General features: G+C 70.1%; 22 protein-coding genes and 5 pseudogenes. 17 read left to right on the top strand and 10 right to left on the bottom strand.

All coding sequences use genetic code 11. The features are described 5' to 3' along the window. Positions 1–89: 89 nt before the first annotated feature. Together ACH4U7_RS46220 and ACH4U7_RS46215 are read right to left on the bottom strand one after the other, a co-directional pair. Positions 90–385 (bottom strand): annotated as a pseudogene (locus tag ACH4U7_RS46220) (transposase); the annotation flags it as partial. A 2-nt stretch (positions 386–387) separates the two neighbouring features. Beyond that, positions 388–639: pseudogene (locus tag ACH4U7_RS46215) on the bottom strand (IS701 family transposase); the annotation flags it as partial. A gap of 13 nt (positions 640–652) precedes the next feature. On the opposite strand from ACH4U7_RS46215, the gene ACH4U7_RS46210 reads away from it, so the two are divergent. After that, positions 653–1225, top strand: coding sequence for an integrase core domain-containing protein (locus tag ACH4U7_RS46210; RefSeq protein ID WP_398533777.1), 573 nt, complete (start codon positions 653–655; stop codon positions 1223–1225). An 8-nt stretch (positions 1226–1233) separates the two neighbouring features. Here the strand turns inward: ACH4U7_RS46210 and ACH4U7_RS46205 are convergent. The 4 genes and pseudogenes from ACH4U7_RS46205 to ACH4U7_RS46190 form a co-directional block, all read right to left on the bottom strand. Next, positions 1234–1680 (bottom strand): annotated as a pseudogene (locus ACH4U7_RS46205) (NAD(P)-binding domain-containing protein); the annotation flags it as partial. Positions 1681–1779: 99 nt separating this feature from the next. Beyond that, a complete protein-coding gene (locus tag ACH4U7_RS46200; protein WP_398533776.1) occupies positions 1780–2718 on the bottom strand; it encodes a TIGR03619 family F420-dependent LLM class oxidoreductase in 939 nt (312 codons plus the stop codon). A gap of 107 nt (positions 2719–2825) precedes the next feature. Next, positions 2826–4112 carry a cytochrome P450 gene (locus ACH4U7_RS46195; protein ID WP_398533775.1) on the bottom strand — a complete coding sequence of 429 codons (1287 nt, stop codon included), beginning with the start codon at positions 4110–4112 and terminating at the stop codon, positions 2826–2828. Between the two features lie 17 nt (positions 4113–4129). Next, a complete protein-coding gene (locus tag ACH4U7_RS46190; RefSeq protein ID WP_398533863.1) occupies positions 4130–5449 on the bottom strand; it encodes a glutamine synthetase family protein in 1320 nt (439 codons plus the stop codon). A gap of 362 nt (positions 5450–5811) precedes the next feature. On the opposite strand from ACH4U7_RS46190, the gene ACH4U7_RS46185 reads away from it, so the two are divergent. From ACH4U7_RS46185 to ACH4U7_RS46120, 14 genes and pseudogenes are all read left to right on the top strand, one after another. Further along, complete coding sequence (locus ACH4U7_RS46185) at positions 5812–6000, top strand: ferredoxin (RefSeq protein ID WP_398533774.1); 189 nt, start codon at positions 5812–5814, stop codon at positions 5998–6000. A 2-nt stretch (positions 6001–6002) separates the two neighbouring features. Further along, positions 6003–7211 carry an NAD(P)/FAD-dependent oxidoreductase gene (locus tag ACH4U7_RS46180; RefSeq protein WP_398533773.1) on the top strand — a complete coding sequence of 403 codons (1209 nt, stop codon included), beginning with the start codon at positions 6003–6005 and terminating at the stop codon, positions 7209–7211. 14 nt (positions 7212–7225) lie between these two features. Beyond that, on the top strand, positions 7226–8032 hold the full coding sequence (locus ACH4U7_RS46175) for an acetoacetate decarboxylase family protein (protein ID WP_398533772.1): 807 nt from the start codon (positions 7226–7228) through the stop codon (positions 8030–8032). A 34-nt stretch (positions 8033–8066) separates the two neighbouring features. Then, positions 8067–9530 (top strand): aldehyde dehydrogenase, encoded by a 1464-nt coding sequence (locus ACH4U7_RS46170; protein WP_398533771.1) that lies wholly within the window; start codon positions 8067–8069, stop codon positions 9528–9530. Continuing rightward, positions 9523–10458: a 3,4-dihydroxyphenylacetate 2,3-dioxygenase gene (locus ACH4U7_RS46165; RefSeq protein ID WP_398533770.1), complete on the top strand. Its 936-nt coding sequence runs from the start codon at positions 9523–9525 to the stop codon at positions 10456–10458. Before ACH4U7_RS46170 ends, ACH4U7_RS46165 begins: the two co-directional genes overlap by 8 nt. 10 nt (positions 10459–10468) lie before the next feature. Beyond that, positions 10469–11314, top strand: coding sequence for a fumarylacetoacetate hydrolase family protein (locus tag ACH4U7_RS46160; RefSeq protein WP_398533769.1), 846 nt, complete (start codon positions 10469–10471; stop codon positions 11312–11314). Between the two features lie 47 nt (positions 11315–11361). After that, positions 11362–11964, top strand: coding sequence for a TetR/AcrR family transcriptional regulator (locus tag ACH4U7_RS46155; RefSeq protein WP_398533768.1), 603 nt, complete (start codon positions 11362–11364; stop codon positions 11962–11964). Positions 11965–12190: 226 nt separating this feature from the next. Beyond that, a complete protein-coding gene (locus ACH4U7_RS46150; protein WP_398533767.1) occupies positions 12191–13387 on the top strand; it encodes a cytochrome P450 in 1197 nt (398 codons plus the stop codon). 32 nt (positions 13388–13419) lie between these two features. Next, a complete protein-coding gene (locus ACH4U7_RS46145) occupies positions 13420–13632 on the top strand; it encodes a ferredoxin (protein WP_398533766.1) in 213 nt (70 codons plus the stop codon). Positions 13633–13654: 22 nt separating this feature from the next. Continuing rightward, positions 13655–15926: pseudogene (locus ACH4U7_RS46140) on the top strand (FdhF/YdeP family oxidoreductase). Positions 15927–15987: 61 nt separating this feature from the next. Continuing rightward, the gene (locus ACH4U7_RS46135; protein WP_398533765.1) at positions 15988–17445 is read left to right on the top strand and encodes an APC family permease; all 1458 of its coding nucleotides are present in this window, start codon (positions 15988–15990) and stop codon (positions 17443–17445) included. Positions 17446–17563: 118 nt separating this feature from the next. Next, positions 17564–19054, top strand: coding sequence for an aldehyde dehydrogenase (locus tag ACH4U7_RS46130; protein ID WP_398533764.1), 1491 nt, complete (start codon positions 17564–17566; stop codon positions 19052–19054). Continuing rightward, positions 19051–19773 carry a gamma-glutamyl-gamma-aminobutyrate hydrolase family protein gene (locus ACH4U7_RS46125; protein ID WP_398533763.1) on the top strand — a complete coding sequence of 241 codons (723 nt, stop codon included), beginning with the start codon at positions 19051–19053 and terminating at the stop codon, positions 19771–19773. The genes ACH4U7_RS46130 and ACH4U7_RS46125 overlap by 4 nt, the downstream gene beginning before the upstream one ends. Before the next feature lie 7 nt (positions 19774–19780). Then, positions 19781–20686 carry a hypothetical protein gene (locus ACH4U7_RS46120; protein WP_398533762.1) on the top strand — a complete coding sequence of 302 codons (906 nt, stop codon included), beginning with the start codon at positions 19781–19783 and terminating at the stop codon, positions 20684–20686. Between the two features lie 42 nt (positions 20687–20728). Here the strand turns inward: ACH4U7_RS46120 and ACH4U7_RS46115 are convergent, their stop codons facing one another. The 3 genes from ACH4U7_RS46115 to ACH4U7_RS46105 are packed head-to-tail and all read right to left on the bottom strand — an operon-like array spanning position 20729 to position 23589. Further along, positions 20729–21577: a bifunctional methylenetetrahydrofolate dehydrogenase/methenyltetrahydrofolate cyclohydrolase gene (locus ACH4U7_RS46115; RefSeq protein WP_398533761.1), complete on the bottom strand. Its 849-nt coding sequence runs from the start codon at positions 21575–21577 to the stop codon at positions 20729–20731. 26 nt (positions 21578–21603) lie between these two features. Then, the gene (purU, locus tag ACH4U7_RS46110) at positions 21604–22449 is read right to left on the bottom strand and encodes a formyltetrahydrofolate deformylase (RefSeq protein ID WP_398533760.1); all 846 of its coding nucleotides are present in this window, start codon (positions 22447–22449) and stop codon (positions 21604–21606) included. Between the two features lie 18 nt (positions 22450–22467). Then, a complete protein-coding gene (locus ACH4U7_RS46105; RefSeq protein ID WP_398533759.1) occupies positions 22468–23589 on the bottom strand; it encodes an aminomethyltransferase family protein in 1122 nt (373 codons plus the stop codon). A 695-nt stretch (positions 23590–24284) separates the two neighbouring features. On the opposite strand from ACH4U7_RS46105, the pseudogene ACH4U7_RS46100 reads away from it, so the two are divergent. Beyond that, a pseudogene (locus ACH4U7_RS46100) lies at positions 24285–24500 on the top strand (ATP-binding protein); the annotation flags it as partial. A gap of 74 nt (positions 24501–24574) precedes the next feature. On the opposite strand, the gene ACH4U7_RS46095 reads toward ACH4U7_RS46100, so the two are convergent. Continuing rightward, positions 24575–25144 carry a MarR family winged helix-turn-helix transcriptional regulator gene (locus ACH4U7_RS46095; RefSeq protein WP_398533758.1) on the bottom strand — a complete coding sequence of 190 codons (570 nt, stop codon included), beginning with the start codon at positions 25142–25144 and terminating at the stop codon, positions 24575–24577. A 404-nt stretch (positions 25145–25548) separates the two neighbouring features. Between ACH4U7_RS46095 and ACH4U7_RS46090 the strand changes: the two genes are divergently transcribed. Then, positions 25549–25758 (top strand): hypothetical protein, encoded by a 210-nt coding sequence (locus tag ACH4U7_RS46090; RefSeq protein WP_398533757.1) that lies wholly within the window; start codon positions 25549–25551, stop codon positions 25756–25758. Positions 25759–25905: the final 147 nt, after the last annotated feature.

The raw sequence follows: 25905 nt of genomic DNA, 5'->3' as shown, positions 1-25905 counted from the left end.
GACTGCCGCACGGTCCCAGGCTTCGCCTGCCGCTTCGACTCGTTCGAGGGCAGTGCTTCTATCTGTTCCGTCAAGGTCTGTGGGCTTGGCTAGGCTGTTTGTTCGTGCCTGGGTTGGTAGCGGGTGCGGTGCTTGAGCCTGGCGTGCAGGACGTCGACGCGGCGGCGGGTGAGACAGATGAGGGCTGCGTTGCGGCGCTTGTGCTCGGCGCGCTTCCTGTCGTAGTAGGCCCGCGATTCGGGGCTGCTCAGCGAGGCGAAGGAGGCCAGGAAAGGCCCGCTTGAGCGTCTTGTTGCCGCCGAGGGGCGGTCCTTCACCCCGGATGGAGGTCCCAGAGAGGGGGCAGTCCCGCGTAAGAGGCCAGGTGGGCGGCGGTGGGGAATGCGCGGGTCTGCTGACGCTGCGGCGGGCGAGGACCCAGTGCCGACGGTCCTCGCGGTGCCAGGGGCGGACCTCGACGCGGGCCCAGTCATAGATCCTCCGGCCATGTGCTCCCTCGCCGCACGAGCGGCGCTTCCACTTCTGGCGTGGGAGACCGGAGAACAGGTCATGGACGGGGTGGTCGATGGACCAGCGGGTGACGACGGTGTCGTGCCGGGTGGTTGCCATGACGTGGAAGACGTCGGCCTGCTCGAGTTCGACTTGCGATTTCATGCACGTGGCGACCGTCTTCCTCAGACGTCTCTACGTCTTCTTCGTCATGGAGATCGCCACCCGGCGCGTCCATGTCCTGGGTGTCATCGCCCACCCGACCGGCGCATGGGTCACCCAGCTCGCCCGCAACCTGTTCATGGACCTCGAAGAGAGGGCGGGGTGCTTCGGATTCCTCATCCGTGACCGGGACAGCAAGTTCACCGCCGCGTTCGACGCCGTCTTCGCCGGCAACGGAACAGCCGTCATCCCGACGCCGCCGCAGAGCCCCCGGTCAAACGCGTTCGCCGAACGATGGATACGCACAGCCCGCGCCGAGTGCACCGACCGACTCCTCATCACCGGCGAACGACACCTGTGTACGGTCCTGACCAGGTACGCCGAGCACTACAACGCCGGACGAGCTCACCGCAGCCTCGACCTACGTGCTCCGGACGACGACCCGGACATCATCCCCCTGCCCGCCGCCACGGTCAGGCGCAAGCAGGTACTCGGTGGACTGCTCAACGAGTACCACACCACGCCACCCCGACCGCCTCACCATCCACAGGAAACGCCCAGCTCAGCAGCCTGATCGGAATGCGCGGCAGCCTGCTGGGCGGCGCTGTCCTCCTCGGGCCTGAGTGCGTAGACTCCCTTCTTGTCGAAGCCGAGCGGGTTGACGCAGTCGACCACGATCTTGCCGGCGAGTTCATCGCGGAGCATGGTCAGTAGCTCGGCATGTCCCTCCCAGGGAGTGGCGACGATCACCAGATCGCTCTCCCGCGCGGGCGTGGCGTTGTCAGCGCCGCGGACGTCTCCGCCGATGGCTGCTGGGGTGGAGGCGGCCCGGGCGGCGTTCCGTGAGCCGATGATGACCTGTTGGCCCGCGCCGGCGAGCCGGTAGGCGAGGCCGCGTCCCTGTGGGCCGGTTCCGCCGAGGATGCCGACGACCAGGCCGGACACATCGGGGAGGCGATGGGGATCGTTTCGAGTTGCTTCAGCGGGAGTGGAGGCACGGGCGCCGACGGCTTCGTCGAGAGTCGTCATGCTGTGGTCCTTGGCTCGTTCGGTTCGTTCTTCCGTGGCCCGGTGCCGTTCGTTTCAGCGGGCTGCTCGGGCCGCGATGCGGCACATCGGGCGGCGCCGTCAGGCGGTCAGGGACTCCACGCGGCGCATCACCTCGCGGCAGAACGCGCCTACTGCGTTCGGGTCGTCGGTGAACTGCGAGGGCTTGACGCAGAAGGTGGTGAATCCCTGGGCCATCTGCTCGGGGATGGGCTCGAGAGCCTGTGCGAGGTCGGCGCAGGAGTTGTCGTCGGGGAACACGGCGCGGGTGCTGCCGATCATCTCCAGGTCGGCGATGTCGCGGCCTGCGGCGGCCATCGCGGTCTTCAGCGTCTGCATGTGCTCGAGCTTCACCCTGCCCAGCGGGTTGAAGGCGTGGCCGTACCGGACGATCCTGCGGACCATCGCGTCGTGCATGCCCGCGCCGCCGAAGCACAGTCGGGGGCCGTCCGGGCGGTATGCCTTGGGCTCGAAGTAGACGTCCTGGAAGGTGTAGTACTCGCTCTCGTGAGACACGGGAGAGGGGCCCCACAACTTCGCCCAGATCTCCAGGTGTTCGTCGAGGAGCTTGCCACGCCGGGAGAACGGGACGCCGAGTGCCGCGTACTCGTCCCGGCTCCAGCTGACGTTGGGCAGCACGATCAGCCGGCCCTCGGAGAGAAGGTCGAGGGTGCCGAGCTCGCGGGCCAGGAGCAGGGGATGCCGCAGGGGAGCGATGACCGCCGACGCGGCGAGACGCAGGCGATCGGTGACAGCGGCGATCGCGCTGAGCAGCATGAGCGAGTTGGGCCATGGGGTGTGGGGGTCCTGGTTGCCGGGCAGGGCGTAGTCACGCGGGTTGCCCATCACGCCGTCGGCTCCGGCGTCGGGGCCGAGCACGATGTGTTCGCTGATCATGACGGAGTCGAATCCGGCGTCCTCGGCCTCGCGGGCCCAGCGGATCAGGGTCGGCAGATCCGCGCGGCCTCCGGTCATGGTCCAGTTCTCGCTCAGGACGAGCTGCATGCGGGGAGTGGTCATCGGGGCCGTCCTCAGGACGAGTGCGGTGGAGGTCGGACGTGAGGCGCGGCCGCTCGTTCGGGCCGGGGCGCCCCGGCCGCACTTGCCTGGGCGGCCGGGGCAGGCGGTCAGGCGAGGGTGACCTCGACCGGCAGCTTCTTGATGCCATTGACGAAGTTGGAGCGTACGCGGGGGACTTCGTCGGTCAGACGGATGTCCGCGATCCTCGGGACGAGCTCCTCGAACATGATGCGGATCTCGGTGCGGGCGAGCAGGTTGCCCAGGCACAGGTGGGGGCTGCCCTTGCCGAAGGTGACGTGGTCGTTGTCGGCGCGGGTGACGTCGAAGTCGTACGGGTTGCCGAAGGCCGCCTCGTCGCGGTTGCCGGAGGCGTACCACATGACGACCTTGTCGCCCTCCCTGACCTGCTTGCCGCCCAGTTCGACGTCCCGGGTCGCGGTGCGGCGGAAGTGGTAGACGGGGGACGCCCAGCGCAGGAACTCCTCCACCGCGACGGGAATCAGGGACGGGTCGTCCTGGAGGCGGGCCAGCTGGTCGGGGTGCTGGAGGAGGGCCAGCATGGAGTGGGTGATGGTGTGGCGGGTGGTCTCGTTGCCGGCCACGACGAGGAGCAGGAAGTAGTTGTCGAAGTCCTGCGGCGAGAGGGGCACACCGTCCTTCGGGGTGGTGTTCACCAGCTTCGACACCAGGTCGGTGCCGTCGCCGCCGCGCCGCTGCCGGGCCAGCTCGCGGCCGTATTCGAAGACCTCCAGCGAGGCGGGCGAGCGGAAGGGCAGGTGCCGGTACTGCTCGCTCTCCGCGCTGTTCAGCAGGACGTCGGCGTAGTCGGGGTCGGTGTTGCCGATGATGCGGTTGCCCCAGTCGATGAGCTGCTGGTTGTCCTCCGGCGGAACGCCGAGGAGGCGGGCGAGGACGTTGATGGGGAAGTCGGCGGAGACCTCCTTGACGAAGTCGAAGGTCCCCTTGGCCAGGGCCGCGTCCAGCGTGGTGGCGGTCAGGCCGCGCAGGAAGTCGGTGTAGCTGTTGATGACGCTCGCGCCGAACTGGCGCTGGAGCAGGCTGCGCATGGCGCGGTGGCGTACTCCGTCCAGCTCCAGGATGGAGGCACGCGTCTTGATCTGGTCCTCGTCGACCTCTTCGAGGTTCACGAACTTCATCGAGGTGAAGGTCTCGGCGTCGCGGTCGACACGGGCGATGTCCGCATGCCGGGTCACCGCCCAGAAGCCGGAGTTGGGGGCCTCCTCGGGCTGCCAGTGCACCGGGTCCTGGTGGCGCAGGGTGTGGAACATACGCCACGGGGTGATCCCGTCGGTGAAGTTGTCCAGGTCGGCGAGGTTGACGTCCGCCAGCGGCATCGGTTCGTTCACGGCGGCGGTCGGGGTCTTGGTTGTCATCGCATGGCTCCCAGTCGTCACAGGTGGTAGGCGTACTCGGTGAACTCCCAGTCGGTGACGTGCCGTTGGAAGCGATCGATTTCGTTGCGCTTGTAGGAGAGGAAGGAGGCGGTGAAGCCCTTGCCGAGGACGTCGGTCAGTTCCGTGTCCGCTTCCAGGGCGTCCAGCGCGGCCGGCAGACTCATGGGCAGCACGGCTGCCCTCGCGGTGTCGTAGCCGTACCCCTCCAGCGGGGCGGGGGGCTCCTCGCCGGCCAGTACCCCGAGCAGCGCGGCGGCGAGCGTGCCCGCGATCAGCAGGTGCGGGTTGGCGCTGGCGTCACCGAGGCGCAGTTCGAACCGTGCGCCGGAGCCGCGCTCGGGGGGGATGCGGACCATGGCACTGCGGTTGTCCAGGCCCCAGTCGATCAGCCAGGGGGCGAGGGTGTCCGGGCCGAAACGCTTGTAGGAGTTCACGGTCGGGTTGGCCAGCGCGGTCAGGGCCGGGCCGTGGGCGAGGATGCCGGCGACGGCGTGGCGGGCGGTGGCGGACAGCCCGTACGGCCCGGCGGGATCGTCGAAGGCGTTGCCGCCGTCGTCGTTGCCGCAGGACAGGTGGAGGTGGAAGCCGGAGCCTCCGGCGTCGTTGAACGGCTTGGCCATGAAGGTGGCGAGTTTCCCCTCCTTCCGGGCCAGCTCCTTGATCGCGGACTTGAAGCGGAAGGCGCGGTCCGCGGCGGACAGGGCGTCGGAGTGGGTGAGGTTGATCTCGAACTGCCCGCCGTCGAACTCGTGGTTTCCGCTGGTCACGCCGATGTTCATGTCCCGCAGCAGGCGCAGTGTGCGCAGCAGGTGGTTGTCGCCGTCGGCGCGCAGACCGGCGGTGTAGACGACGCCGGTGGTGCCCGAGTAACGCTTCCAGCCGCTCGGGGCGGCAGGGTCCTCGTCGCAGAGGAAGTACTCGAGTTCGGGGCCGACCACCGGACGCAGGCCGTGTTCGGTACACCGGTCGAGGACGGTGCGCAGCAGGTCACGGGGTGACTCGGATGCGGGCAGGCCGGTGGCCGGGTCGGTGACGTCGGCGAGGCAGGAGGCGACGCCGGGTTCCCAGGGGAGGGGGATCACGGTGTCCAGGTCCGGGCGCACGGTGATGTCGGGCAGGCCGGCGTCGAGACCGCCGGAGACGGGGATCACGTCGCCCTGGGGGCTGGTGTGGTAGACGGCCCGGCAGAAGGCCAGGCCGTGGTCGCAGGCCGACGGCAGGTGGTCCAGCAGGATGTCGCGTGCGCGGTCGGTGCCGATGAGATCGGGATAGCTCACGCGCACCACGTCGATGCCCTCGGCGGCGAGCCGCTGCATGTGCTGACGGAGGCTGGGGGTTGGGGCTGCGCTCACCGATGTCTCCTCGGGCGCTTGGGGTGTGGATGGCGAGGTGAGTCAGAGGTCCGAGTCAGAGGTCCGGTGCGGAGGGGGCCCAGGACCGGCTTGTTTGAGGCCAAACGGTATGAGGACTCCGGGTGGCCCGCAAGGGGTGTGGGAAAAAAATTATCCGCATGGATAGGTATTGACCAGGGGTGGGTGGCTTCCTATGTTGTTTGAAGCCAAATGAGTAAGGGTCCGGTCGGTTGCCGGGCCCTTGGCCGGGGCCCGGCCGACAGCGGTCGGGCCCCTCTTCCTCCCCTTGTCCCCGCCCGACGCCCCCACTTTCAGGAGGACCGGCCATGAAGGTCGTCGTCGACATGAACAAGTGCCAGGACCACGGCCAGTGCGTCTTCGCCGCCCCCGATGTCTTCTCCCTGGACGACAGCGGCCACTTGGTCTACGTCTCCGACCCCGACGACGCGCTGCGCGACGAGGCCGAGGAAGCCGCAGACGTGTGTCCGCTCCAGGCCATCCGTATCGAGGGCTGACCATGAACGCACGCATCGTCGTGGCCGGCGCCTCCATGGCCGGCCTGCGCGCGGCCGAGCAACTGCGGGCCGCCGGCTGGACCGGAGCCATCACACTCGTCGGTGACGAGCCGCACATGCCCTACAACCGGCCGCCCCTGTCCAAGGAGGTCCTGGCCGGCAGGGCGCCCTTCGAGTCACTCGCCTTCCGCCCGCGGGCGAGCGTGGCCGACGCGGAGTGGCGGCTGGGCACCAAGGTCGTCGCCGCGCGGCTCTCGGAGAACGTCGTCGAGTTCGACGACGGCGAGGCGCTCTCGTACGACGGTCTGGTCGTCGCCACCGGAATGCGGCCCCGGCGCCTGCGCTGCGCCGGCCCGCTCGCCGGCCGGTACACGGTCCGCACCATCGACGACGCGCAGGGCCTGCGGCAGGCCCTCACCAGGCCCGGAGCCCGCGTGGTCGTCGTCGGAGGCGGCTTCATCGGCTGCGAGGTCGCCGCCACCGCCGTCGCTCTGGGGGCCCTGGAGGTGACCGTCGTCGACCCGCTGCCCCTGCCGATGGTCGGCCCCCTGGGCGAACTCCTCGCCAAGGCCCTGCTGAAGCGCCACGAAGAACGCGGTGTGCGCTTTGCCCTCGGCATGGGCGTGACCGGATTCACCGGCGACGACCACGTCACCGGCGTCGCCCTCGGCGACGGCACCGTCCTGCCCGCCGACGTGGTGGTCGAGTCGGTCGGATCGGTCGCCAACACGGAGTGGCTGGACGGCAACGGCCTCGACCTGAGCGACGGCGTGCCCACCGACGAGCACCTGCGCGTCGGCGGACGGTCCGACGTGGTGGCCGTCGGTGACGTCGCCCGCTTCCCCAACGCCCGCTATGACGGCGTACCGCGCCGTGTGGAGCACTGGTGCATCCCCACGGACACCGCCAAGCACGCCGCGAAGACCCTCGTCGCCCAGCTGACCGGCACCGGCCACGACCTGTCCCCGTTCGCGCCGCTGCCCACCTTCTGGAGCGATCAGCACGACTTCCGCCTGCAGTCCTTCGGGGCGCCGGTACTCGGCAAGGAGGACGTGCGCGTACTGGAAGGCGACCTCGACGGTGACGTCGTCGTCGGCTACCACGCCGGTGGCCGGCTGGCCGGTGTCGTCGCCCTCGGCGGTCAGGCCGCGGCGGCCGCCGCCTCCCGATACCGCGCCGAACTGCTCAAGCAGCCCGCCCTCACCGCCTAAGGACTTTGCTGATCATGACCACCGTCCGTGGATTCTTCTTCCCCAAGACGGCGAGCGGAGCCTCGTCGCTGATCCCCCCACCGCCCTACCGGTACTCCGGTGACCTGCTCACCGTCGAGTACCGCACCGAACCGGCACGCGTGCGTGAACTGCTTCCCGAGCCACTGGAGCTCGCCGACGAGGACCCCGGCGCGGTGGCGCTGATCTGGGCCGACTGGCAGTCATGCTCGGCATCCGGCGAGGAACTGCTCGATCCCGTGCTCTCCCAGTACAAGGAGGCCTTCGCGGTCGTGCGCTGCAAGTACCGGGGACAGACCTACTCGCGATGCGTCTACATCTGGGTCGACAAGGACTTCGCCATCGCGCGCGGGCTGCACCAGGGCTACCCGAAGAAGCTCGGCTCGATCCACCAGACCCGCCCGCACCCGTACGGCCCCGCGCCGCGCATCGAGGCCGGGGCCCGCTTCGGCGCCACGCTCGCCGCCGCCGACCGGCGCCTCGCCCACACCGTGGTCACCCTGCGTGAGCCGTCGGATACGAACGGCTTCGTCAACGCCCACCCGATGGCCCACCACCGCTGGCTGCCCTCCATCGAGAAGGGCAAGGGCCTCGCCCTCGACGAGCTGATCGAGTCGGGCGCCGCGTCCTTCGAGGCGGGACCGGCCTGGCGCGGCGACGCCGAGCTGGAGCTGTTCGAGGCGCCCACCGAGGAACTGGCCCGCCTGGAGATCCGCGAGCCGATCGCCGCCTACTACCGCCAGGTCGGCGTCGTCTGGGACGGCGGCCGACTGCTGGAATCCGGCACCTCCGGCGCCGAGTAGACCCCGCCACCCCCTGAGACCGGAGGAGCAGAACATGAGCGAACACACCATCACCGTGGCAGGGGTCGCCGTCGACACCCGGCACTGGATCGGCGGCGAGCGCGTCGCCTCGACCCGGACGTTCCCGGACGTCTCGCCCATCGACGGCGGCACGATCGGCGACATCTCCCGGGGCACGGCCATCGAGGCGGCCGCCGCCGTGGCCGCCGCGAAGGCCGCTTTCCCCGCCTGGGCTGCCACGTCCCGGGCGGAACGCGCCCGTGTCCTGCACGCGATCGCCGACGGGGTCGAGAAGCGGATCGAAGAGCTCGCCATCGTCGAGACCACCGACAACGGGGCCCTTCTGCGCTCCCACCGCCGCGGAGTGATGCCGCGCGTGGCACACAACTTCCGCTTCTTCGCCGACTGGCTGCAGAGCCTGGACCACGAGGACTTCGAGACGCGGGGGCACACGAACCACGTGTCGTGGGACCCGGCCGGCCCCTGTGTGCTGATCACCCCGTGGAACGCCCCGCTCATGCTGGCCACCTGGAAGGTCGCACCGGCCCTCGCCGCCGGCGACACGGTCGTCCTCAAGCCCGCCGAGTGGTCGCCGCTGACCGCCTCCCTGTTGGCCGACATCGCCGCCGAGGCCGGGCTCCCGGCAGGTGTCCTCAACGTCGTCCAGGGCTACGGCTCCGAGATCGGCGACGCGCTCACCTCGCATCCCGACGTGCGCCGGATCAGCTTCACCGGCTCGGTGCCCACGGCCAGGCGGATATCCGCGTCGGCTGCCGCGCACCTCACGCCCCTGAGTCTCGAACTGGGGGGCAAGTCGCCACTGCTGGTGTTCGCCGACGCGGACCTGGACCTCGCCGTCGGCCTGGCGGTGGAGCAGTACGACAACGCCGGCCAGGTGTGCCTGGCGGGCACCCGGCTGCTGGTCGAGGAGCCGGTCGCGGAGGAGTTCACGCGCCGGTTCGTGGAGAAGGCGAGCGCGCTGAAGCAGGGTGATCCGCGCGACGAGGCCACCGACATCGGGCCCAACATCCACCCCCGCCAGCTGGAGAAGATCGACGGGTTCGTGCAGCGGGCCGTGGCGGCCGGGGCCCGTGCCGTCATCGGCGGCCACCGGGGTGACGGCCAGTACTACGCGCCGACCCTGCTCACCGATGTCGCCCAGGACTCCGAGATCGTGCAGGAGGAGGTCTTCGGCCCCGTCCTGACGCTGCAGACCTTCACGGACGAGGAGGAGGCCGTCCGGCTCGCCAACGGCACCCGCTTCGGCCTGGCCGCCACCGTCATCACCGGCGACCCCGAGCGCGCCGAACGCGTCACCGCACGGCTCGTCGCGGGCACGGTGTGGGTGAACTGCTTCTTCGTCCGCGATCTGCAGGCCCCCTTCGGCGGCTCCCGGCTCTCCGGCGTCGGCCGCGAGGGCGGCACCTGGAGCTTTGACTTCTACTGCGACGTCAAGAACACCGTGACCGCACCGAACGGATGGAGGAACCATGGGTGAGATCGTCGGGGCCGGCCTCCTGGCCCACGTCCCCACCATCGTGCTCCCCGAGCAGGACCGGCTCGAGCTCAACGGGGGCAAGGAGATCACCCTCGTCACCGGCCTGAACCAGCTCCGCGAGGACGTCTTCGCGCGCGATGCCGCCGACGACTACGACACGGTCGTCGTCCTGGACTCCCACTGGGCCACCACCGTCGAGTTCGTCGTCACCGCGCAAGCGCGCCGCGCCGGTCTGTTCACCTCGGAGGAGCTGCCGCGCGGGATGTGCAGGATGCCGTACGACTTCCCCGGTGATCCCGAACTGGCCGGGAACATCGCGAAGTTCGCCGACAAGCACGGCACCTGGATCACCGCGATCGACGACGACTACCTGCCGATCTACTACGCCACCGTCAACCTCTGGAAGTTCCTCGGCGAGGGCCTGCCCGACAAGCGGTGGGTGACCATCGGCGTCTGCCAGACCGGCGACATGGAGGACCACCTCCGGCTCGGCCGCGCCCTGGCGGACGGTATCGCCGCCACCCCGGGGCGGCGCGTGCTGCTGATCGCCTCCGGAGCCCTGTCGCACACGTTCTGGCCGTTGCGCGAGCTGCGCGACCACGAGGCCAGCGACCCGGTGCACATCTTCACGCCCGAGGCCCGCGCGGCGGACTTCGAGCGCATCGCCTGGTTCAAGGAGGGCCGTCACGACAAGGTCCTCGACACGATGGACGAGTTCTGGAAGTACAAGCCGGAGGCGAAGTTCTTCCACTACCTGATGATGGCCGGCGCCCTGGGCGAGCGCGCCTGCGTCGCCAAGGCCCGCCAGTACGGCGAGTACGAGAACTCCATCGGCACCGGCCAGGTGCACCTCTGGTTCGACCGCCCGGCCGACGGCTGGACCGGCACCGGCCTGCCCGCCCCGCGCCACCCTCACAGCCGTATCTAGGAGTCCCACCATGCCCGAGTACCGCCGTATCCTCCTCGACGGCGCCGCCGTCCAGGTCACCGTCGACGGGGACGAGCTCGTCGCCGGGGACGGCCGCCGCGTCAGGACCGAGGACGCGCAGCACCTGCCCCCGGTCGTCCCCTCCAAGGTGATCGCGGTCCACCTCAACCACCGCAGCCGCGTCGACGAGTTCCGGATCGACCTGCCGGACACCCCCACCTACTTCCACAAGCCGACCTCCTCCCTCAACTCCCACAAGGGAGCCGTCGTCCGCCCCGAGGGCTGCACATGGCTCAACTACGAGGGCGAGGTGGCCATCGTCATCGGGAAGACCGCGCGCAACGTCTCCCCGGCCGAGGCGGGCGAGTACATCGCCGGCTACACGATCGCCAACGACTACGGCCTGCACGACTTCCGCGACACCGACGCCGGCTCCATGCTCCGGGTCAAGGGCTCCGACACCCTCTGCCCCCTCGGCCCCGGCCTGGTCACCGACTGGGACTTCCACGGCAAGAGCCTGCGCACCTACGTCAACGGAAAGGTCGTCCAGGACGGCTCGACCGACGAGATGAAGTGGGACATGCACTACCTCGTCGCCGACATCGCCCGCACCATCACCCTCTACCCGGGCGATGTCCTGCTGTCCGGCACTCCCGCCAACTCCCGCCCCGTCCAGCCCGGTGACGTCGTCGAGGTCGAGGTCCAGGGCCTCGGCCGGCTCACCAACCACATCGTCACCGGCCCCACCCCCGTCCGCACCGACGTCGGCGCCCAGCCCACCGAGTCGGAGGAGGTGCTGTCCACCGCCCTCGGCGGCGACTGGGAGTTCCGCGGCATCCGCCCGCCGAAGCGGTGACACCCTGCGGCGGTGTGCGGTCCCGGCGTACCGGTAGGGTCGCGCTCATGAGCGATTCCTCCGAGAAGCCCCCTGCCAGGCCCCGCAAGCGGGTGGACTACGGGACCGGCCGTGAGGCCCTGCTCAACGCGGCCGTGCGCGTGGTGGCCCGGGGCGGGCTGCGCAGGCTGACCTATCGCGCCGTCGCCGAGGAGGCGGGTGTCACGCACGGGCTCGTGGTGCACCACTTCGGTTCGCGGGACGCGCTGATCGAGGCAGCCCTCGAACACGCGGTGCGCACCAGCGCGAGTACGAGCTCCCTGGAACCCGGCACGGGCGACATCGCGGACTTCGCGGCGGGACTGGCGGAGATGGTCACCCGCCAGCCGGCCATGCAGACGTTCCAGTACGAGCTGATGCTCGAAGCCCGCCGCAGGCCCGAGCTGCTGCCGCAGATCCGCGCGCTCTACGACGAGTACTTCCAGGCCACGGAGAGGGAGCTGTCCCGCAGCCTGCCCGAAGGCACCAGCCCTGCCCTGACCCGGCTCGTCTTCGCCGCCCTGGAGGGGCTCGTGCTGCACCAGCTGATCCTCGACGAGCCGGACGTCACGGAGGCCGCGCTGAAGGAGCTGCGGTCACTGCTGACCCGGCAGCGTGGAGACGCAGAGTAGTCGCCCATGCAGTAGTCCCTGCATAACGGCAGGTCAGGATGGATCCCCGTCGCACTGCGACGGGGACTCATCTGTTTCCGGCGGCGTAAAGAGTTGATTACATGCGCGCGAAGTATTGACGAAACTATCCGAGTGGATAATTCTCGGCGATGTAGGGCAGCTGATCGCCCCTCCCTCTCCTGCTCCCCAGCTCCCCCTCCGCCTCGCGCCCGAGGAGTGCCACGACATGACCGTCACCACCGCCGGACCTGCGTCCGCCGCCGAGGATCTGCTGCCCTTCCGTGACCCCGGCTTCCGTGCGGACCCGTACCCGTACTACGCGCGGCTGCGGCAGGAGCACCCTGTCTACAGGCATCCGGTCGGCCTGTATGTCGTCTCCCGCTACGAGGACGTCGCCCGGCTGATCCGCAACCCCACCCTGAGCGTGCAGCAGCTCGACTTCGGGCCGGCCGCCCCGATCCACCACACCATGCTCGGCAAGGACGCCCCCGACCACACGCGGCTGCGGCGGATCACCAACCGCTGGTTCACGCCCAAGGCCGTCGAGGAGTGGGCCAAGGTGATGCGCGCCTCCGTGGAGGCCGTGCTCGACGAGGTCGAGAAGGGCGACGGCACCCTGGACGCGGCCGGCGGCCTCTCCCTGAAGTGCACCTTCGAGACGACCTGCCACATCTTCGGCATCGAGCCGACCGAGATGGACACCATCCAGCGCAGGACCTACGAGATCGGGCTGAGCCTCGGCCCCGGCGGCAACGACGAGGAGGCCCGCGCCACCACGGAGGCGTTCGCCTGGTTCGCCGAGTACATCCGCCGGCTCGTCGCCGACAAGCGAGCCCGCACCGGCGAGGGCCTGATCGACGCCTTCATCGCCGCGCAGGACGAGGGCAGGATGACCGAGGAAGAAGTCGTCTACACCATCTTCCTGTTCTTCGCCGTGGGCCATCTCGACGTCAAGCACCTGATCAACCACGGCATCTGGCTGATGACGCAACATCCCGAACTGTTCGCCGCCTACCGGGACGAGCCGGAGGCCCAGCCGGGCATCGTCAACGAGATCCTGCGGATCGACACGCCCGAGTCGATGGTGGTGCGCCTGACCACACAGGACACGGTCATCGGCGACATCACCGTGCCGGCCGGAGAGGCGCTGGCCCTGCTCATCGCCTCCGCCAACCGCGACCCCGAGGTCTTCGCCGACCCCGACACCTTCGACCACACCCGCCCGCTCGCCGCCAGCCAGCACCTGGCCTTCGGCTCCGGCATGCACGGCTGCGCCGGCCAGGTCCTGGCCCGCGCCGAGGCCGACATCGTCTTCAGCTCGATCGTCGACCGGTACTCCGGTGTCGAGCTCGCGGGCGCGCCCGGCTATGCGCACACCGAGTTCCTGCGCACCATCACCCACCTCCCCGTTCGTTTTCTTTGATCCCCCGACCCCTCCGAGAGACAGGAGCCGTCATGAAGGTCGAAGTCGACCTCAACAAGTGCCAGGACCAGGGCCAGTGCGTGTACGCGGCCCCCGACCTGTTCGCGCTGGACGACGAGGGACGCCTGTCCCTGCGGTCGCGTGCGACCGACGTCTACGCGGCCGACGTGGACGAGGACAGCGCCGAGGAGCTGTACGAGGCCGCCGAGGTCTGTCCGCTGCAGGCCATCACGGTGCACGAGTAGACGGGAACGCGGCATGTCACCGATGGCGTCCGGGCCACCGGAGAACGACCCCGGCGACAGCGGTCTGACCGTGGGTCCGCCCAAGGAGTACGCGGCAGGCATCCCGGCCGTCGTCTCAGTCGCTGCGACACGGCGGCCGCCAGATGGGCGCCAGGCGGACCCTGCTGACCCTGCTGAGCGTCAACCCAGAAGACCGGGTTCGACTGCCCCGGCTGCGCATGGCCGGAGGGCGATCACCGGCATGCCGCCGAGTTCTGCGACATGTACCTCGCACCCGGAGCCCGGCACTACACGCCGGTGAGCTGGGAACAGGCGTACACATCGTGGCCGAGGAGCTTGCCGCGCTGGACTCGCCGGACGAGGCGTCCTTCTACACATCGGGGCGCACCAGCAACGAGGCGGCGTTCGTCTACCGGCTGTTCGTCCGCGCCCTGGGCACCAACAACCTGCCGGACTGCTCGAACAAGTGCCACGAGTCCTGCGGCGTGGCTCTGTCCGAGACCATCGGGATCGGCAAGGGCAGCGTCTCGCTCGACGACCTGCACCAGGCGGACCTGGTCCTCGTCGTGGGCCAGAACCCCGGTACGAACCATCCCCGCATGCTCTCCGCCCTGGAGCGGACGAAGCGGGGCGGCGGCCACGTCGTGGCGGTGAACCCGCTGCCCGAAGCCGGCCTGCTGCGCTTCAGGAATCCGCAGCGGCCCTCAGGGATGCTCGGCCGGGGCACCGCGCTGGCGGACGAGTTCGCGCAGATCCGCCTCGGCGGTGACCTGGCCCTGTTCCGGGCCCTGAACCGGCTTCTGCTGGAGGCCGAGGACCGCGCCCCGGGCACGGTGGTGGACCGTGCGTTCGCCGAGGAACACACCGACGGGTACGAGGAGTTCACGGCCGACGTACGCGCCACGCCATGGGCGGACGTCCTGGAGGCCACGGGCCCGGAGCGCGAACAGATCGAGCGGATCCACCAGCGGGTGCTGAAGGCCCGAAAGACCGCGGTGTGCTGGGCGGTGGGCCTGACCCAGCACAAGCACTCCGTACCGACCATCCGCGAGGTGGTCAACTTCCTCCTCCTGCGCGGCAACATCGGACGCCCCGGCGCCGGGGTCTGCCCGGTGCGCGGCCACTCCAACGTCCAGGGCGACCGCACCATGGGCATCTACGAGAAGCCCGCGGACGACTTCCTGGACGCGCTGGAGAAGGAGTTCGGCCTGCCCGTACCGCGCCACCACGGGCTTGACGTGGTCGACACCATCCGCGCCATGCGGGACGGCAGGGTGAAGGTCTTCTTCGCCATGGGCGGCAACTTCGTCTCGGCCACCCCGGACACCGCCGTCACCGAGCAGGCCCTGCGCCGTACGGCCCTGACGGTGCAGGTCTCCACCAAGCTCAACCGCTCCCACCTGGTCACGGGCCGGCGGGCGCTGATCCTTCCCACGCTCGGCCGCACCGAGACCGATATGCGCGGCGGCGGACCGCAGTTCGTCACCGTCGAGGACTCGATGAGCTCGGTGCACGCCTCCCGGGGCACACTGGCGCCCGCCTCGCCTGATCTGCGCTCGGAGACGGCGATCGTCTGCGAACTGGCCGAGCGGGTGCTCGCCGCTCGCGGTGAGCCGCCACGCGTCCCCTGGCGGGCCATGGCAGAGGACTACGACCTGATCCGCGACCGCATCGCGCGGGTCGTCCCCGGCTTCGAGGATGTCAACCGGCGCGTACGCCATCCCAAGGGGTTCGTCCTGCCGCACGGGCCACGGGACGACCGGCACTTCCCGACCACCACCGGCAAGGCCCGCTTCACCGTCAATCCGATGACCGTACTGCGTGTGCCCGAGGGACGGCTCCTCCTGCGGACGATCCGCTCCCACGACCAGTACAACACCACGCTCCACGGTCTCGACGACCGCTACCGCGGCATCCACGGAGGACACCGGGTGGTCTTCGTCCACCCCGACGACCTGGCCACTCTCCAGCTGGCCGACGCCGACCGGGTCGACCTGGTCGGCGAGTACCCCGACGGTGCCGAACGCGTGGCACCCGACTTCCGGGGCGTGTCCTACTCGACCTCGCGCGGCTGCTGCGCCGCGTACTTCCCCGGGACAAACGTCCTGGTACCCCTGGACAGCACCGCCGACCACAGCAACACCCCCACGTCGAAGTCGGTCGTCGTACGACTCGTACGCCGGGGCACGGCCGGCCGGGCCGCCGCCCGAGTCACGGTCCCGCAAAGACCTCCGAGGCCGCAGAAGGATCTCCCCGAAATCCCTTGCCAAACGGATAGTTCCAGCCCACCATGAGGAAACTCGTTTGGCCTAAAACAAAACCTTCGCCCCTCCCCCTCCCCGGCAGGTGATTCGAGTGGACAGTCAGACCGAGGTTTCCACGCAAACCGGTCATGATGAATCCATGGCAGGCAGGCTCAAGCCCGATTCTCTCGGTGTTCTGGGCATTCTCTTCTTCGTTCTCTCCGCCCAGGCGCCGCTGACGGGCATCGCGGGGGCCGTGCCCATCGCCATCGCCATCGGCAATGGTGCCGGTGCTCCTGCCGCCTACCTCGCGGCCGGCGTCATCATCCTGCTGTTCTCCGTCGGCTTCGTCGCCATGGGGCGCCATGTCGTGGAGGCCGGAGCCTTCTACACCTACATCGGCAAGGGGCTCGGCCGCCCGACCGGTTCCGGCAGCGCCGGGGTCGCCCTCTTCGCCTACTGCGCCGTCCAGGCCGCCATGTACGGGCTGTACGGCGCCACGGTGAGCGGCCTGGTCGAGCACTATTCGGGCGCCCATGTGGCGTGGTGGGTCTGGGTGCTGGTCACCATGGTGATCGTGCAGGTCCTCGGCGCCTCGGGCGTCGAGATGGGCGCCAAGATCCTCGCCGTGTTCGTCCTGGCGGAGTTCAGCATCCTGATCGTCTTCGCCTTCGTGACCCTGTTCAAGGGCGGCGGGCCCGAGGGCCTCGGCTTCACCGACAGCTTCTCGCCGTCCGCCGCGCTGCAGGGTGCTCCCGGTGTGGCGCTGATGTTCGCCGTGGCGTCGATGTTCGGCTTCGAGGCCACCGCCATCTACGGCGAGGAAGCCCGCGAACCCCGTAAGACCGTCCCACGGGCCACCTACCTGTCGGTCGCGGTGATCACGGGCTTCTTCGCCTTCACCTCGTGGATGCTGGTCTCGGCGCACGGCGCGTCCCGGGTGACGGGCGATGCCGGCAAGGCGCTGCAGAGCGGCGACGCGACAAGCTTCGTCTTCGCCCCGATCGCCGCCCTGTTCGGCGGCTGGGCGGGCGACGTGCTGCCGATCCTGCTGGCCACCTCCCTCTTCGCGGGCATCCTGGCCTTCCACAACTCCGCCAACCGCTACCTGTTCTCCCTCGGCCGGGAGGGCCTGCTGCCCCACGGGCTGACCGCCATCAACCGGCGCCACTCGCCCTGGGTCGCGGGCACGGTGCAGACCGTGCTCTCCGTGCTGCTGGTGATGCCCTTCGCGATCCTCGGCAAGGACCCGGTGCTGACCCTCTTCTCCTGGTTCAGCGGGGTCGCCGTCCTCGGCGTCATGCTGCTGTACTTCCTGACCTCGGCCTCGGTCGTCGCGTTCTTCCGCCGCTCGCGCGCCGACACCCGCCCCTGGAACACCCTGATCGCCCCCGTACTGGGCGCGCTCGGCATCGCCGGGGCCATCTGGCTCATCATCGCCAACTTCACGACGCTCATCGGCGGTGACCGGACGACGGCCATATGGCTCCAGCTCACCGTTCCGATGGTGCTCGTCCTCGGTGTCGTCGCCGCCCGGGTGACGCGGTCCCGGGCGGAGACCACCGACTGATCACCGTGATGCCTCACCGATATGGCCGGAGCCTGCGCCCCGGCCGTATCGGGCCTTCTGTCGAACGGCGTGAGTCGTTTGGCGTCGAATGAAATGATGGAATGGAGAGGGAGAGCGCGTGCTGAACGCCACCCATGAGGAACTGCTGCGCCGTGCCAAGGCACTCGACCTGCCCACGCAGCACCACATCGACGGCAGGAGCGAAGCCGGTGACGGTGGATCGTTCGCCGTGATCTCCCCGCGTGACGGGCAGCGCCTGGTCCAGGTCGCCGATGCGGGGGAGGCGGAGGTCGATCTCGCCGTCGCGGCGGCGCGCCGCGCCTTCGACACCGGGCCGTGGCCGCATCTGGCGCCCGCCGAACGCGGCCGGGTCCTGCTGCGGATCGCCGATCTGTTGGAGGAACGGCGCGAGGAACTGGCGTTGACCGTGAGCCTGGAAATGGGCAAACCGATCACGGACGCGTACGCCATCGAGCTGCGCGCCGCGATCAACACCTTCCGCTGGTACGGGCAGCTCGCCGACAAACTCACGGACGAGTCGCCCCACACCGCACCGGATTCCCTCGCCCTGATCACCCGGGAGCCGACAGGCGTCGTCGGCGCCGTCGTGCCCTGGAACTTCCCGCTCACGTTGGCGAGCTGGAAAGTCGCTCCCGCCCTCGCCGCAGGCTGCACGGTCGTCCTGAAGCCGTCGGAGTCCTCTCCGCTGTCCGCCCTCCTGCTCGGTCGCGTCGCCACCGACGCCGGACTGCCGCCGGGCGTCCTCAACGTCGTGACCGGTGACGGACCGGTGGCCGGCCGGGCGCTCGGCCTCCACCCCGGCGTCGATGTCCTGGCCTTCACCGGATCCACCGCCATCGGTCGTCACTTCCTGCGCTACGCCGCGGACTCCAACCTCAAGCGCGTCTGGCTGGAGCTCGGCGGCAAGTCACCGAACATCGTGCTGCCCGACGCCCCCGATCTGGAGAAGGCCGCGGCGACCGCGGCCTGGGGCATCTTCTTCAACCAGGGTGAGATGTGCACGGCGCCCTCCCGGCTGCTGGTCCACTCCTCCATCGCCGAACAGGTCACGGAGGCCGTCGTGGCACGGGCGCGCGAACTGCGGATGGGTGACCCACTCGATCCGGCCACCGAGATGGGCGCGCTGGTCGGCGACAGCCACCTCGGCAGGGTCCTGGAGCATGTCGCCTCCGGCCTGGACGAGGGCGCCCGGCTGCGCGTGGGCGGGGGCCGGGCCCTGGCCGAGACCGGCGGCAGCTACCTGCGGCCCACCGTGTTCGACCGGGTCGACCCCGGCATGCGGCTGGCCCGCGAGGAGATCTTCGGACCCGTCCTGTCCGTCCTTGCCTTCGACGACCTCGACGAGGCGGTACGTCTCGCCAACGCCACCGAGTACGGCCTCGCCGCCGGCCTGTGGACGTCCGACCTGTCCACCGCCCACAAGGTCTCCCGCGCGCTCAAGGCCGGGACGGTCTGGGTCAACTGCTACGAGGAGGGCGACCTGACCGTCCCCTTCGGCGGCATGAAGCAGTCGGGCAACGGCCGCGACAAGTCCGTCCACGCCATCGAGAAGTACACCGAACTGAAGACCACCTGGATCCAGCTGTGACCCGTACGCACCCGCGACCCCTGATCGCGATTCCGGCCCGGTTCGCCGCCACCACGTCCGCGCTCCGCTACACCGCCGAGGTGAACGCCCGCGCGCTGGTCGAGGCCGTGTGGCGGGCCGGCGGCGAGCCGGTGAGCATCCACCCCGCAGAACCGGCCGGAGCCGACGTGGCCGAGCGGCTCGCCCGCTTCGACGGCGTACTGCTCCCGGGCGGCGGAGACCTGGCCCCGCACCGCTACGGAGCCACCGACACCCATGACAGCGTCTATGACGTCGACGACCTCCAGGACGTGTTCGACCTCGAGGTCGCCCGGCGGGCCCTGGACTCGGGCCTGCCCCTGCTGGCGATCTGCCGGGGGCTGCAGGTGGTGAACGTCGCCCTCGGCGGCAGCCTGGAACAGGACATGGGCGGCACGGAACGCGAACACCGGCACATCGTGCACCCGGTCGCGATCCAGCGCGGCACCCTGCTCGAACAGGCCACCGGCGCCGAGAAGACGGAGGCCTCCTGCTACCACCATCAGCGAGTCGACCGCGTCGGTGTCGGGCTCGAGCCCACCGCGCGGGCCGCCGACGGCACGGTGGAGGGGCTCGAACTGCCCGGACACCCCGGGTGGTTCACGGCGGTGCAGTGGCACCCCGAAGACACCGCGGACCAGGACCCGGCCCAGCAGGCCCTGTTCGACGCACTGGTGCGCGCCGCCCACAACGGACACTGAAAAGGACATGGTCTTCTTCGGCCACAAGCGATATGCGCCCCGCCTGGCTCCCGAACTCGACGACGTTCCGCTGGGCCGGGTGCTGAGGAGCATCGCCGCCGCCCGGGGACCGGGGCCGCAGGACCTGGCCATCGCCCAGGTGGAGCGGCTGCTGCGGGAGACCGGTGACGACTGGGACCGCCGCTGTCACCGGGTCAGCGTCCTCGCGCAGGCCGCGCCCGCGCTGGCCCGGGGCTGGCACGGGCGCCGGCCCCGCGACCCGGATGCCCTGGCGCTGGCCACCTGGTCCGAGCTGGCGAGCGATCCGCGGGGTGCCCTGGCGATCTGCCGCGCCGCCGCCGATGCCCGCCCGGCTGATCCGACCCCGTGGGTGGGTGCGCTGGCGGCGCTGCGGCTTCTGGGGCGGCCGAGCTCTGAGCTTGCTCTCGTCTGGCAGGAGATACGCGCACGTGATCCATGGCACCGCGAGGCGCACCTGCAGATCCTGGGCTACCTCTCCCCGGAGGAGCAGGGCAGCCAGGCCGCGCTGCGGGACTTCCTCGACGATGCCGTCGCGGTCATGCCGTGGGACGCGCCGACGGCATGCCTGCCACTGACGGCGGCTGTGCGGCAGTACCACCGCGAAAGGAGCAGCGGGGGAATCCAGGCGCTGGGGGTGAGCCGGTACTGGTCGCAGCCGCACACCGCACGGCTGCTGGACCAGGGCACGGCCGACTGGCTGCAACCCGGTCACCCGCGTCACGCGGCCGCCGTCGCGGACCTGGGAACGCTCGCCTACGCTCTGGTCCGGGCGGGCCGCAGCGGCGATGCAGGCCCGGTCTTCTCCCTGGTGGGCGGACTGGTGACGCCTTGGCCGTGGAACTACGAGGGCGACCCGGAGGAGTGCTACACCGACTACTCCGGTCGCGGGTAGGCGTGCGTGCGACTCTTTGGCCCCACGCCGCGTGCGTCGCCGTCAGCCGCGCTCCGCCGCCTCGACGATGTTGGTCAGCAGCATGGCGCGGGTCATCGGCCCCACTCCGCCGACCGGCGGTGCGAGGGAGCCCGCGACCCGGTCGACGTCCGGGTGGACGTCTCCGAGGATGCCCTCGACGGTCCGGGTGATGCCCACGGACAGGACGGTGGCGCCCGGCTTGATCCAGTCGGGCTTGACCAGATGGGCCACGCCGGCCGCGGCCACGACCACGTCGGCGACGCGAGCGTGGGCTGCGGTGTCCTGGGTGGCCTCGTGGCACAGGGTCACGGTGGCGTGCTCGGTGCTGCGGGTCAGCATCAGGCCGAGCGGGCGGCCCACGGTGATCCCGCAGCCGATGACGCAGAACTGCTGTCCGGTGATGGCCACGTGGTTGCGCCGCAGCAGGTCGATGATGCCGCGCGGGGTGCAGGGCAGCGGCCCTGGCATGCCCAGCACGAGTCGGCCCAGGTTGGCGGGGTGGAGCCCGTCGGCGTCCTTGGCCGGTTCGATGAGCTCCAGCACGGCGTGGGTGTCGACGTGGGGCGGCAGCGGCAGCTGGACGATGAAACCGGTGCAGGCCGGGTCGGCGTTGAGCTTGAGCACGGCGGCCTCGACATCGTCCTGGGTCGACGTGCCGGGCAGCTCCACCCGGATTGACGCGATGCCGACCTGGGCGCAGTCGCGGTGCTTGCCGCCGACGTAGGAGTGGCTGGCGGGGTCGTCGCCGACGAGGATGGTGCCTAGCCCGGGAGCGATGCCCCGGCTTCTGAGCAGCTTCACCCGCTCGGCGAGTTCACGCTTGATCCCGGCTGCCGCGGCCTTCCCGTCGAGCAGTGTCGCGGTGGTCATGTCGTACGAGCCTCTCGGTGCGGTCGTCAGGAGAAGACGACGGTGCGGGAGCCGGTGAGAACGACGCGGTCCTCCGCGTGCAGCCGGACCGCCCGGGCCAGCACGACCCGCTCGACGTCCCGGCCGATCGCGACCAGTTCTGGCGCGGTGTGGCGATGACCGACGCGGACGACGTCCTGCTCGATGATCGGGCCCTCGTCCAGGTCGGCGGTGACGAAGTGCGCGGTGGCGCCGATGAGTTTGACGCCCCGGTCGTGGGCCTGGTGGTAGGGCTTGGCGCCCTTGAAGCCCGGCAGGAACGAGTGGTGGATGTTGATGATCCGGCCGGACAGCTTGCCGCACAGGTCGTCGGACAGGACCTGCATGTAGCGGGCGAGCACCACGAAGTCGACCTGGTGCTCGGCCACCAGCCGCAACAGCTCGGCCTCCGCCTCGGGCTTGGTGTCGCGGGTGACGGGGAGGTGGACGAAGGGAATGCCGTACCGCTCGGCCAGAGGCGCCAGGTCGGGGTGGTTGGAGACGATCAGCGGGATGTCCACGGGCAGTTCGCCCAGGTCCCAGCGGTAGAGCAGGTCGACCAGGCAGTGGTCGAACTTCGACACCATCAGCAGCACCCGGCGGCGCTGCTCCTCGGGCCGGACGGTCAGAACCGGGTCGAAGCGGGCCAGCCGCAGCGTGAGTTCGTCCCGCAGGTTCTCGGTGTCGGCCTCGGGTGTCTCCAGGCACATACGGATGGTGAAGATGCCGGTGCCGGGATCGGAGAACTGGGCGCTCTCCAGGATGTTGCCCTTGGCCTGCGCGACGCCCGCGGTGAGTGCGTGGACGATGCCCGGCTGGTCCGGGCAGCGGAGCGTGAGAATGTAGCGTTGCACGTCAGGATCTCCGTCGGGTCAGGCCCGCACGCGGGCGCGCTCGGGGTCGTACACGGGTGTGGGCCGGACCGTGGCGTCGGCCTTGGAGCCGTCGGAGGTGACGGCGGTGAGCGCGGTGCCGGACTTCACGGCGTCGCGGTGGACCCGGGCCAGACCGAGGGTGGCGCCGTCGAGGACGGGGGAGGGCAGCGCCATCGTCACGTAGCCGATGTCACGTCCGTCCAGCTCCAGCCGGGCGCCCTCGGCGGCCTCCGGCGCGGCGTCCACGACGACGCTGACGACGCGGCCGGTCGCGCTGTCCTTCTTGGCCAGCAGCGAGTCCCGGCCCTGGAAGGGGCCCTTGTCGAAGTCCAGCGCCCAGCCCATCCGGCACTCGAACGGTGTGACCGTCCGGTCGTACTCCAGCTCACCCATGATCATCCCGGCCTCGGTGCGGCAGGTCAGCAGGGCGATCGCCCCGAAGGCCTTGATCCCCAGGCCGGTGCCGGCCTCGAAGGCCGCGTCCCACAGCTCCAGCGCGCGCTCCCGCGGGACCTGGATCTCGTAGCCGAGCTCGGCGGTGAACCCGAGCCGGCTGACCTGTGCGGGTATGCCCGCGACGAGGGTGTCGCGCAGGAAGGTGTAGTAGGGGAACGCGGTGTTGGAGACGTCGACGTGGGTGAGGCGCTGGAGGACGTCGCGGCTGCGCGGGCCCTGCAGGGTGAGGACGGCGGACTCGTCGCGGCGCTCGGTGACCGTGGTGCCGGCGGGGGCGTGGGCGGTCAGCGACTGCTGGGTGGCCGGGTTGCCGCCGGTGACGACGACGTGGTCGGGCGCGAGGACGGCCACGGTCACGTCGTCCAGCATCATCCCGTCGGCGTCGACCACGACCCCGTAGGCGATGCGTCCAGCGCCCAGCCCCTTCACACTGCGCGAGAAGACCGCGTCGGCGGTGGCGACGGCGTCCTCACCCTCGACATGCCACTTGTAGAGCATCGAGTACTCGGAGGCGCCGACGGCGGTGCGGATGGCCGCGTACTCCTCGGCCGGATCACCGATGGCCAGCGGTACGGCGTTGCCGTAGATGTCGATCCACTCCTCGACTCGGTCCGCGTAACGGGGAGCGAACGGGGCGGGGCTCAGTCCTTCGGGGATGGCCATGAGGACTCCAGCGGATAGAGGGGATGTGCGCTGCAGCGAGAATCTATCCATATGGATAACTTGTCAATAGGATAGATTGGGCTTCGGGGGACGGGTGGAGAGAGGGCGAGTGACTGCCGAGGTGGAGACGGACGGCGGTCCATCGCGCGCAGGCGTCACCACGGGCGACCGGCGCGGTAGATTGAACGAGCCGAAGCTCTCCTGCACCAACCTCAGGAGCGGCGATGACGAACCCTTTCGAGGGACATGACCAGGGAGTCCGGCCGCACGGTACGTCCTCCTCGGACATGCCGGCACCCGTCGGCGCGACGGCGGTGCTGGACCAGCACCTGCGGTTCACCGGGATGGAGCCGGCAAGCCGAGGAGCTGTTCGGTCTGGCGTCCGAAGACGCCCCCGGCCGCTCCGCCGAAGCCGTCCTGGCCCGACGCCGTCCTGGCCGATGCCGAGACGGACGCCGGCGTCTCGGCCGCTGGTGACCGTGGTACGGCGTGGTGGCTCGGGCCTCGGCCGGTCCGCCGTGGTGACGGCCGCCCGCTGTCCGTGTCCTATTCCCTCACCCCGCTCGCCCTGGGGGCGGGCGCGACCGGGTGGCTGCTGACGGCCATGGAATCCGAGCTGGTGCACCGGGAGGCCATCGGCCGGGCCATGCTTGCCGGACTCGACCGGGAAGCGCCCGTCCAGTTGGTCAGTCGGCGGCGCTCCGGTGTGTCTACGGCTCATTCGGGAACGTGGCCTCATCGTCGAGGTCTCCAACGGCGGCCATGCCTCGCCTCACCTTCGGCGGGCCGCGATGGAGGACGAGGGCGGCCGTGGCCTGTACCTGGTCGCGCAACTCACACAGCGGTGGGGGACCCGGTACACGTCAACAGGCAAGACCATCTGGACCGAGGTGTCGTCGGCGCCGGCCTAGCTGCCTGGTGCCTTCGCAGCCGAGCAATTCGAGCTGTAGCGATTCGGGCGCCCTCGTCCGGGGGCCGCCGCGGCTCAGGCCTTACGGCGGCCGCTGCGGCGTGGAGCGGGGGCGGCACCGCCCAACAGATCCCGGCGGCGCTCCTCGCCCTTCTCCTCCACCTGCAGCACCACCCGGCGCAGTCCGGCGGCGACGGTCCGGCAGTCCGCGTCGCTGAGCTGCCCGGTGACGAAGGCTTCCTCCTCGTTGAACGCCGGAAAGACGCGCTGCATCAGCTCCTCCCCTTCGTCGGTCAGGCTCAGGAGCACCAGCCTGCCGTCGGTGGGATGGTCTGCTCGCCGCACAAGCCCTCGTCTTTCCAACGTCCGGGCGACCCCCGTGAGCGTGCCCTTGGAAATCCCGGCCTCTTCGGCCACGTGCCGCGTCTCCGACTCGCCCCAGATCCAGACGACCCAGAGCACCACGAAGGCGGTCCAGGTCAGGTCGACGCCGCGCAGCACGGAGTTCTCCAGGTGCTGCCGCACCGCAGAGGCGGCGCGGTAGATGTTGGCGACGACGGCCATCTGGTCATGCCGGACGCCGCTGCCGCCGAGCTTGGCCTCTGCCAGCTTCTCGGCTTCGGTGATGGATCGTTGGCCGGGCACGAGCACGCTCCTTCGGGCCGACTGAGAAGCCATGAGACATTAGAATGTTCGGGTCCAAATTATACGGTGCCTCGTTGCCCTCGGCCTCATGAGGGTCGACCCCTCCGGGCTCGGGGCGCTGCATGCTCGCAGCCCACGCGCACAGCTTCCTCTGGCCTCGGACCTGCTGCGGACCTACCGCAACCTGGCCCACCCCTTGCCGAGAAGCGAGTCAAACACAGTGCGGACATCGGTACCGCCGACCTTTGTTGGGCTACCGTCAACGCTGTCCTCAACGATCTGTCGGCGAGCAGCCTAAAAGACCGGGAGGCGATCTTGCTGGGCTTTCTTGGCACCGCCCCCGAGGGCGCGACTGGCGCGGCGGGCCGGGGGCTTCACTTGGGAAGCTTGGCGGTGCGTTCGGGGTGGGCGGCGCCGATGTAGCGCATGGCCGTCTGCTCGGTGATGCCGAACAGCCGCATCAGCTTGAGGGGGTCGACGCTCTCGAACGCCTCGTTGAGGATTCGGTCCTGGCGCAGGCCGTCCAGGGTCAGGCCCTTGGGGAGTGCTGCGCGCAGGGGGGAACCGTCGACGTGGACTGGTTCGCCTACGAGGGGCGTGACGCGGAGCGCTGAGCCACAGGCGCCGCGGGCGGTGGGCCTGCGCGGCGCCGCTGCCTTCCCGGGCCGGCGATCGGGTGGTGCCCTCCCGTATCACTGGACCAGGTCGGCCACCCCCACCTCCAGCCGATCGGTGTGCGCGTCACGCACACCGATCGGCTG

The sequence above is a fragment of the Streptomyces sp. NPDC020845 genome, from assembly GCF_044334165.1.
In the GTDB taxonomy this organism is placed as follows: Bacteria; Actinomycetota; Actinomycetes; order Streptomycetales; family Streptomycetaceae; genus Streptomyces.
The sequence above is the reverse complement of the archived record's forward strand: the minus strand, read 5'-3'. Positions and strand labels throughout refer to the sequence as shown.

Excerpts from the sequence above, each read along its gene's own strand:
- ACH4U7_RS46145 (WP_398533766.1), top strand. The coding sequence starts at position 13,420 with ATGAAGGTCGAAGTCGACCTCAACAAGTGCCAGGACCAGGGCCAGTGC.
- ACH4U7_RS46190 (WP_398533863.1), bottom strand. The coding sequence starts at position 5,449 with ATGCAGCGGCTCGCCGCCGAGGGCATCGACGTGGTGCGCGTGAGCTAT.
- ACH4U7_RS46195 (WP_398533775.1), bottom strand. The coding sequence starts at position 4,112 with ATGACAACCAAGACCCCGACCGCCGCCGTGAACGAACCGATGCCGCTG.
- ACH4U7_RS46165 (WP_398533770.1), top strand. The coding sequence starts at position 9,523 with ATGGGTGAGATCGTCGGGGCCGGCCTCCTGGCCCACGTCCCCACCATC.
- ACH4U7_RS46180 (WP_398533773.1), top strand. The coding sequence starts at position 6,003 with ATGAACGCACGCATCGTCGTGGCCGGCGCCTCCATGGCCGGCCTGCGC.
- ACH4U7_RS46210 (WP_398533777.1), top strand. The coding sequence starts at position 653 with ATGCACGTGGCGACCGTCTTCCTCAGACGTCTCTACGTCTTCTTCGTC.
- ACH4U7_RS46120 (WP_398533762.1), top strand. The coding sequence starts at position 19,781 with ATGGTCTTCTTCGGCCACAAGCGATATGCGCCCCGCCTGGCTCCCGAA.
- ACH4U7_RS46150 (WP_398533767.1), top strand. The coding sequence starts at position 12,191 with ATGACCGTCACCACCGCCGGACCTGCGTCCGCCGCCGAGGATCTGCTG.
- ACH4U7_RS46200 (WP_398533776.1), bottom strand. The coding sequence starts at position 2,718 with ATGACCACTCCCCGCATGCAGCTCGTCCTGAGCGAGAACTGGACCATG.
- ACH4U7_RS46185 (WP_398533774.1), top strand. The coding sequence starts at position 5,812 with ATGAAGGTCGTCGTCGACATGAACAAGTGCCAGGACCACGGCCAGTGC.
- ACH4U7_RS46170 (WP_398533771.1), top strand. The coding sequence starts at position 8,067 with ATGAGCGAACACACCATCACCGTGGCAGGGGTCGCCGTCGACACCCGG.
- ACH4U7_RS46115 (WP_398533761.1), bottom strand. The coding sequence starts at position 21,577 with ATGACCACCGCGACACTGCTCGACGGGAAGGCCGCGGCAGCCGGGATC.
- ACH4U7_RS46160 (WP_398533769.1), top strand. The coding sequence starts at position 10,469 with ATGCCCGAGTACCGCCGTATCCTCCTCGACGGCGCCGCCGTCCAGGTC.
- ACH4U7_RS46155 (WP_398533768.1), top strand. The coding sequence starts at position 11,362 with ATGAGCGATTCCTCCGAGAAGCCCCCTGCCAGGCCCCGCAAGCGGGTG.
- ACH4U7_RS46175 (WP_398533772.1), top strand. The coding sequence starts at position 7,226 with ATGACCACCGTCCGTGGATTCTTCTTCCCCAAGACGGCGAGCGGAGCC.
- ACH4U7_RS46105 (WP_398533759.1), bottom strand. The coding sequence starts at position 23,589 with ATGGCCATCCCCGAAGGACTGAGCCCCGCCCCGTTCGCTCCCCGTTAC.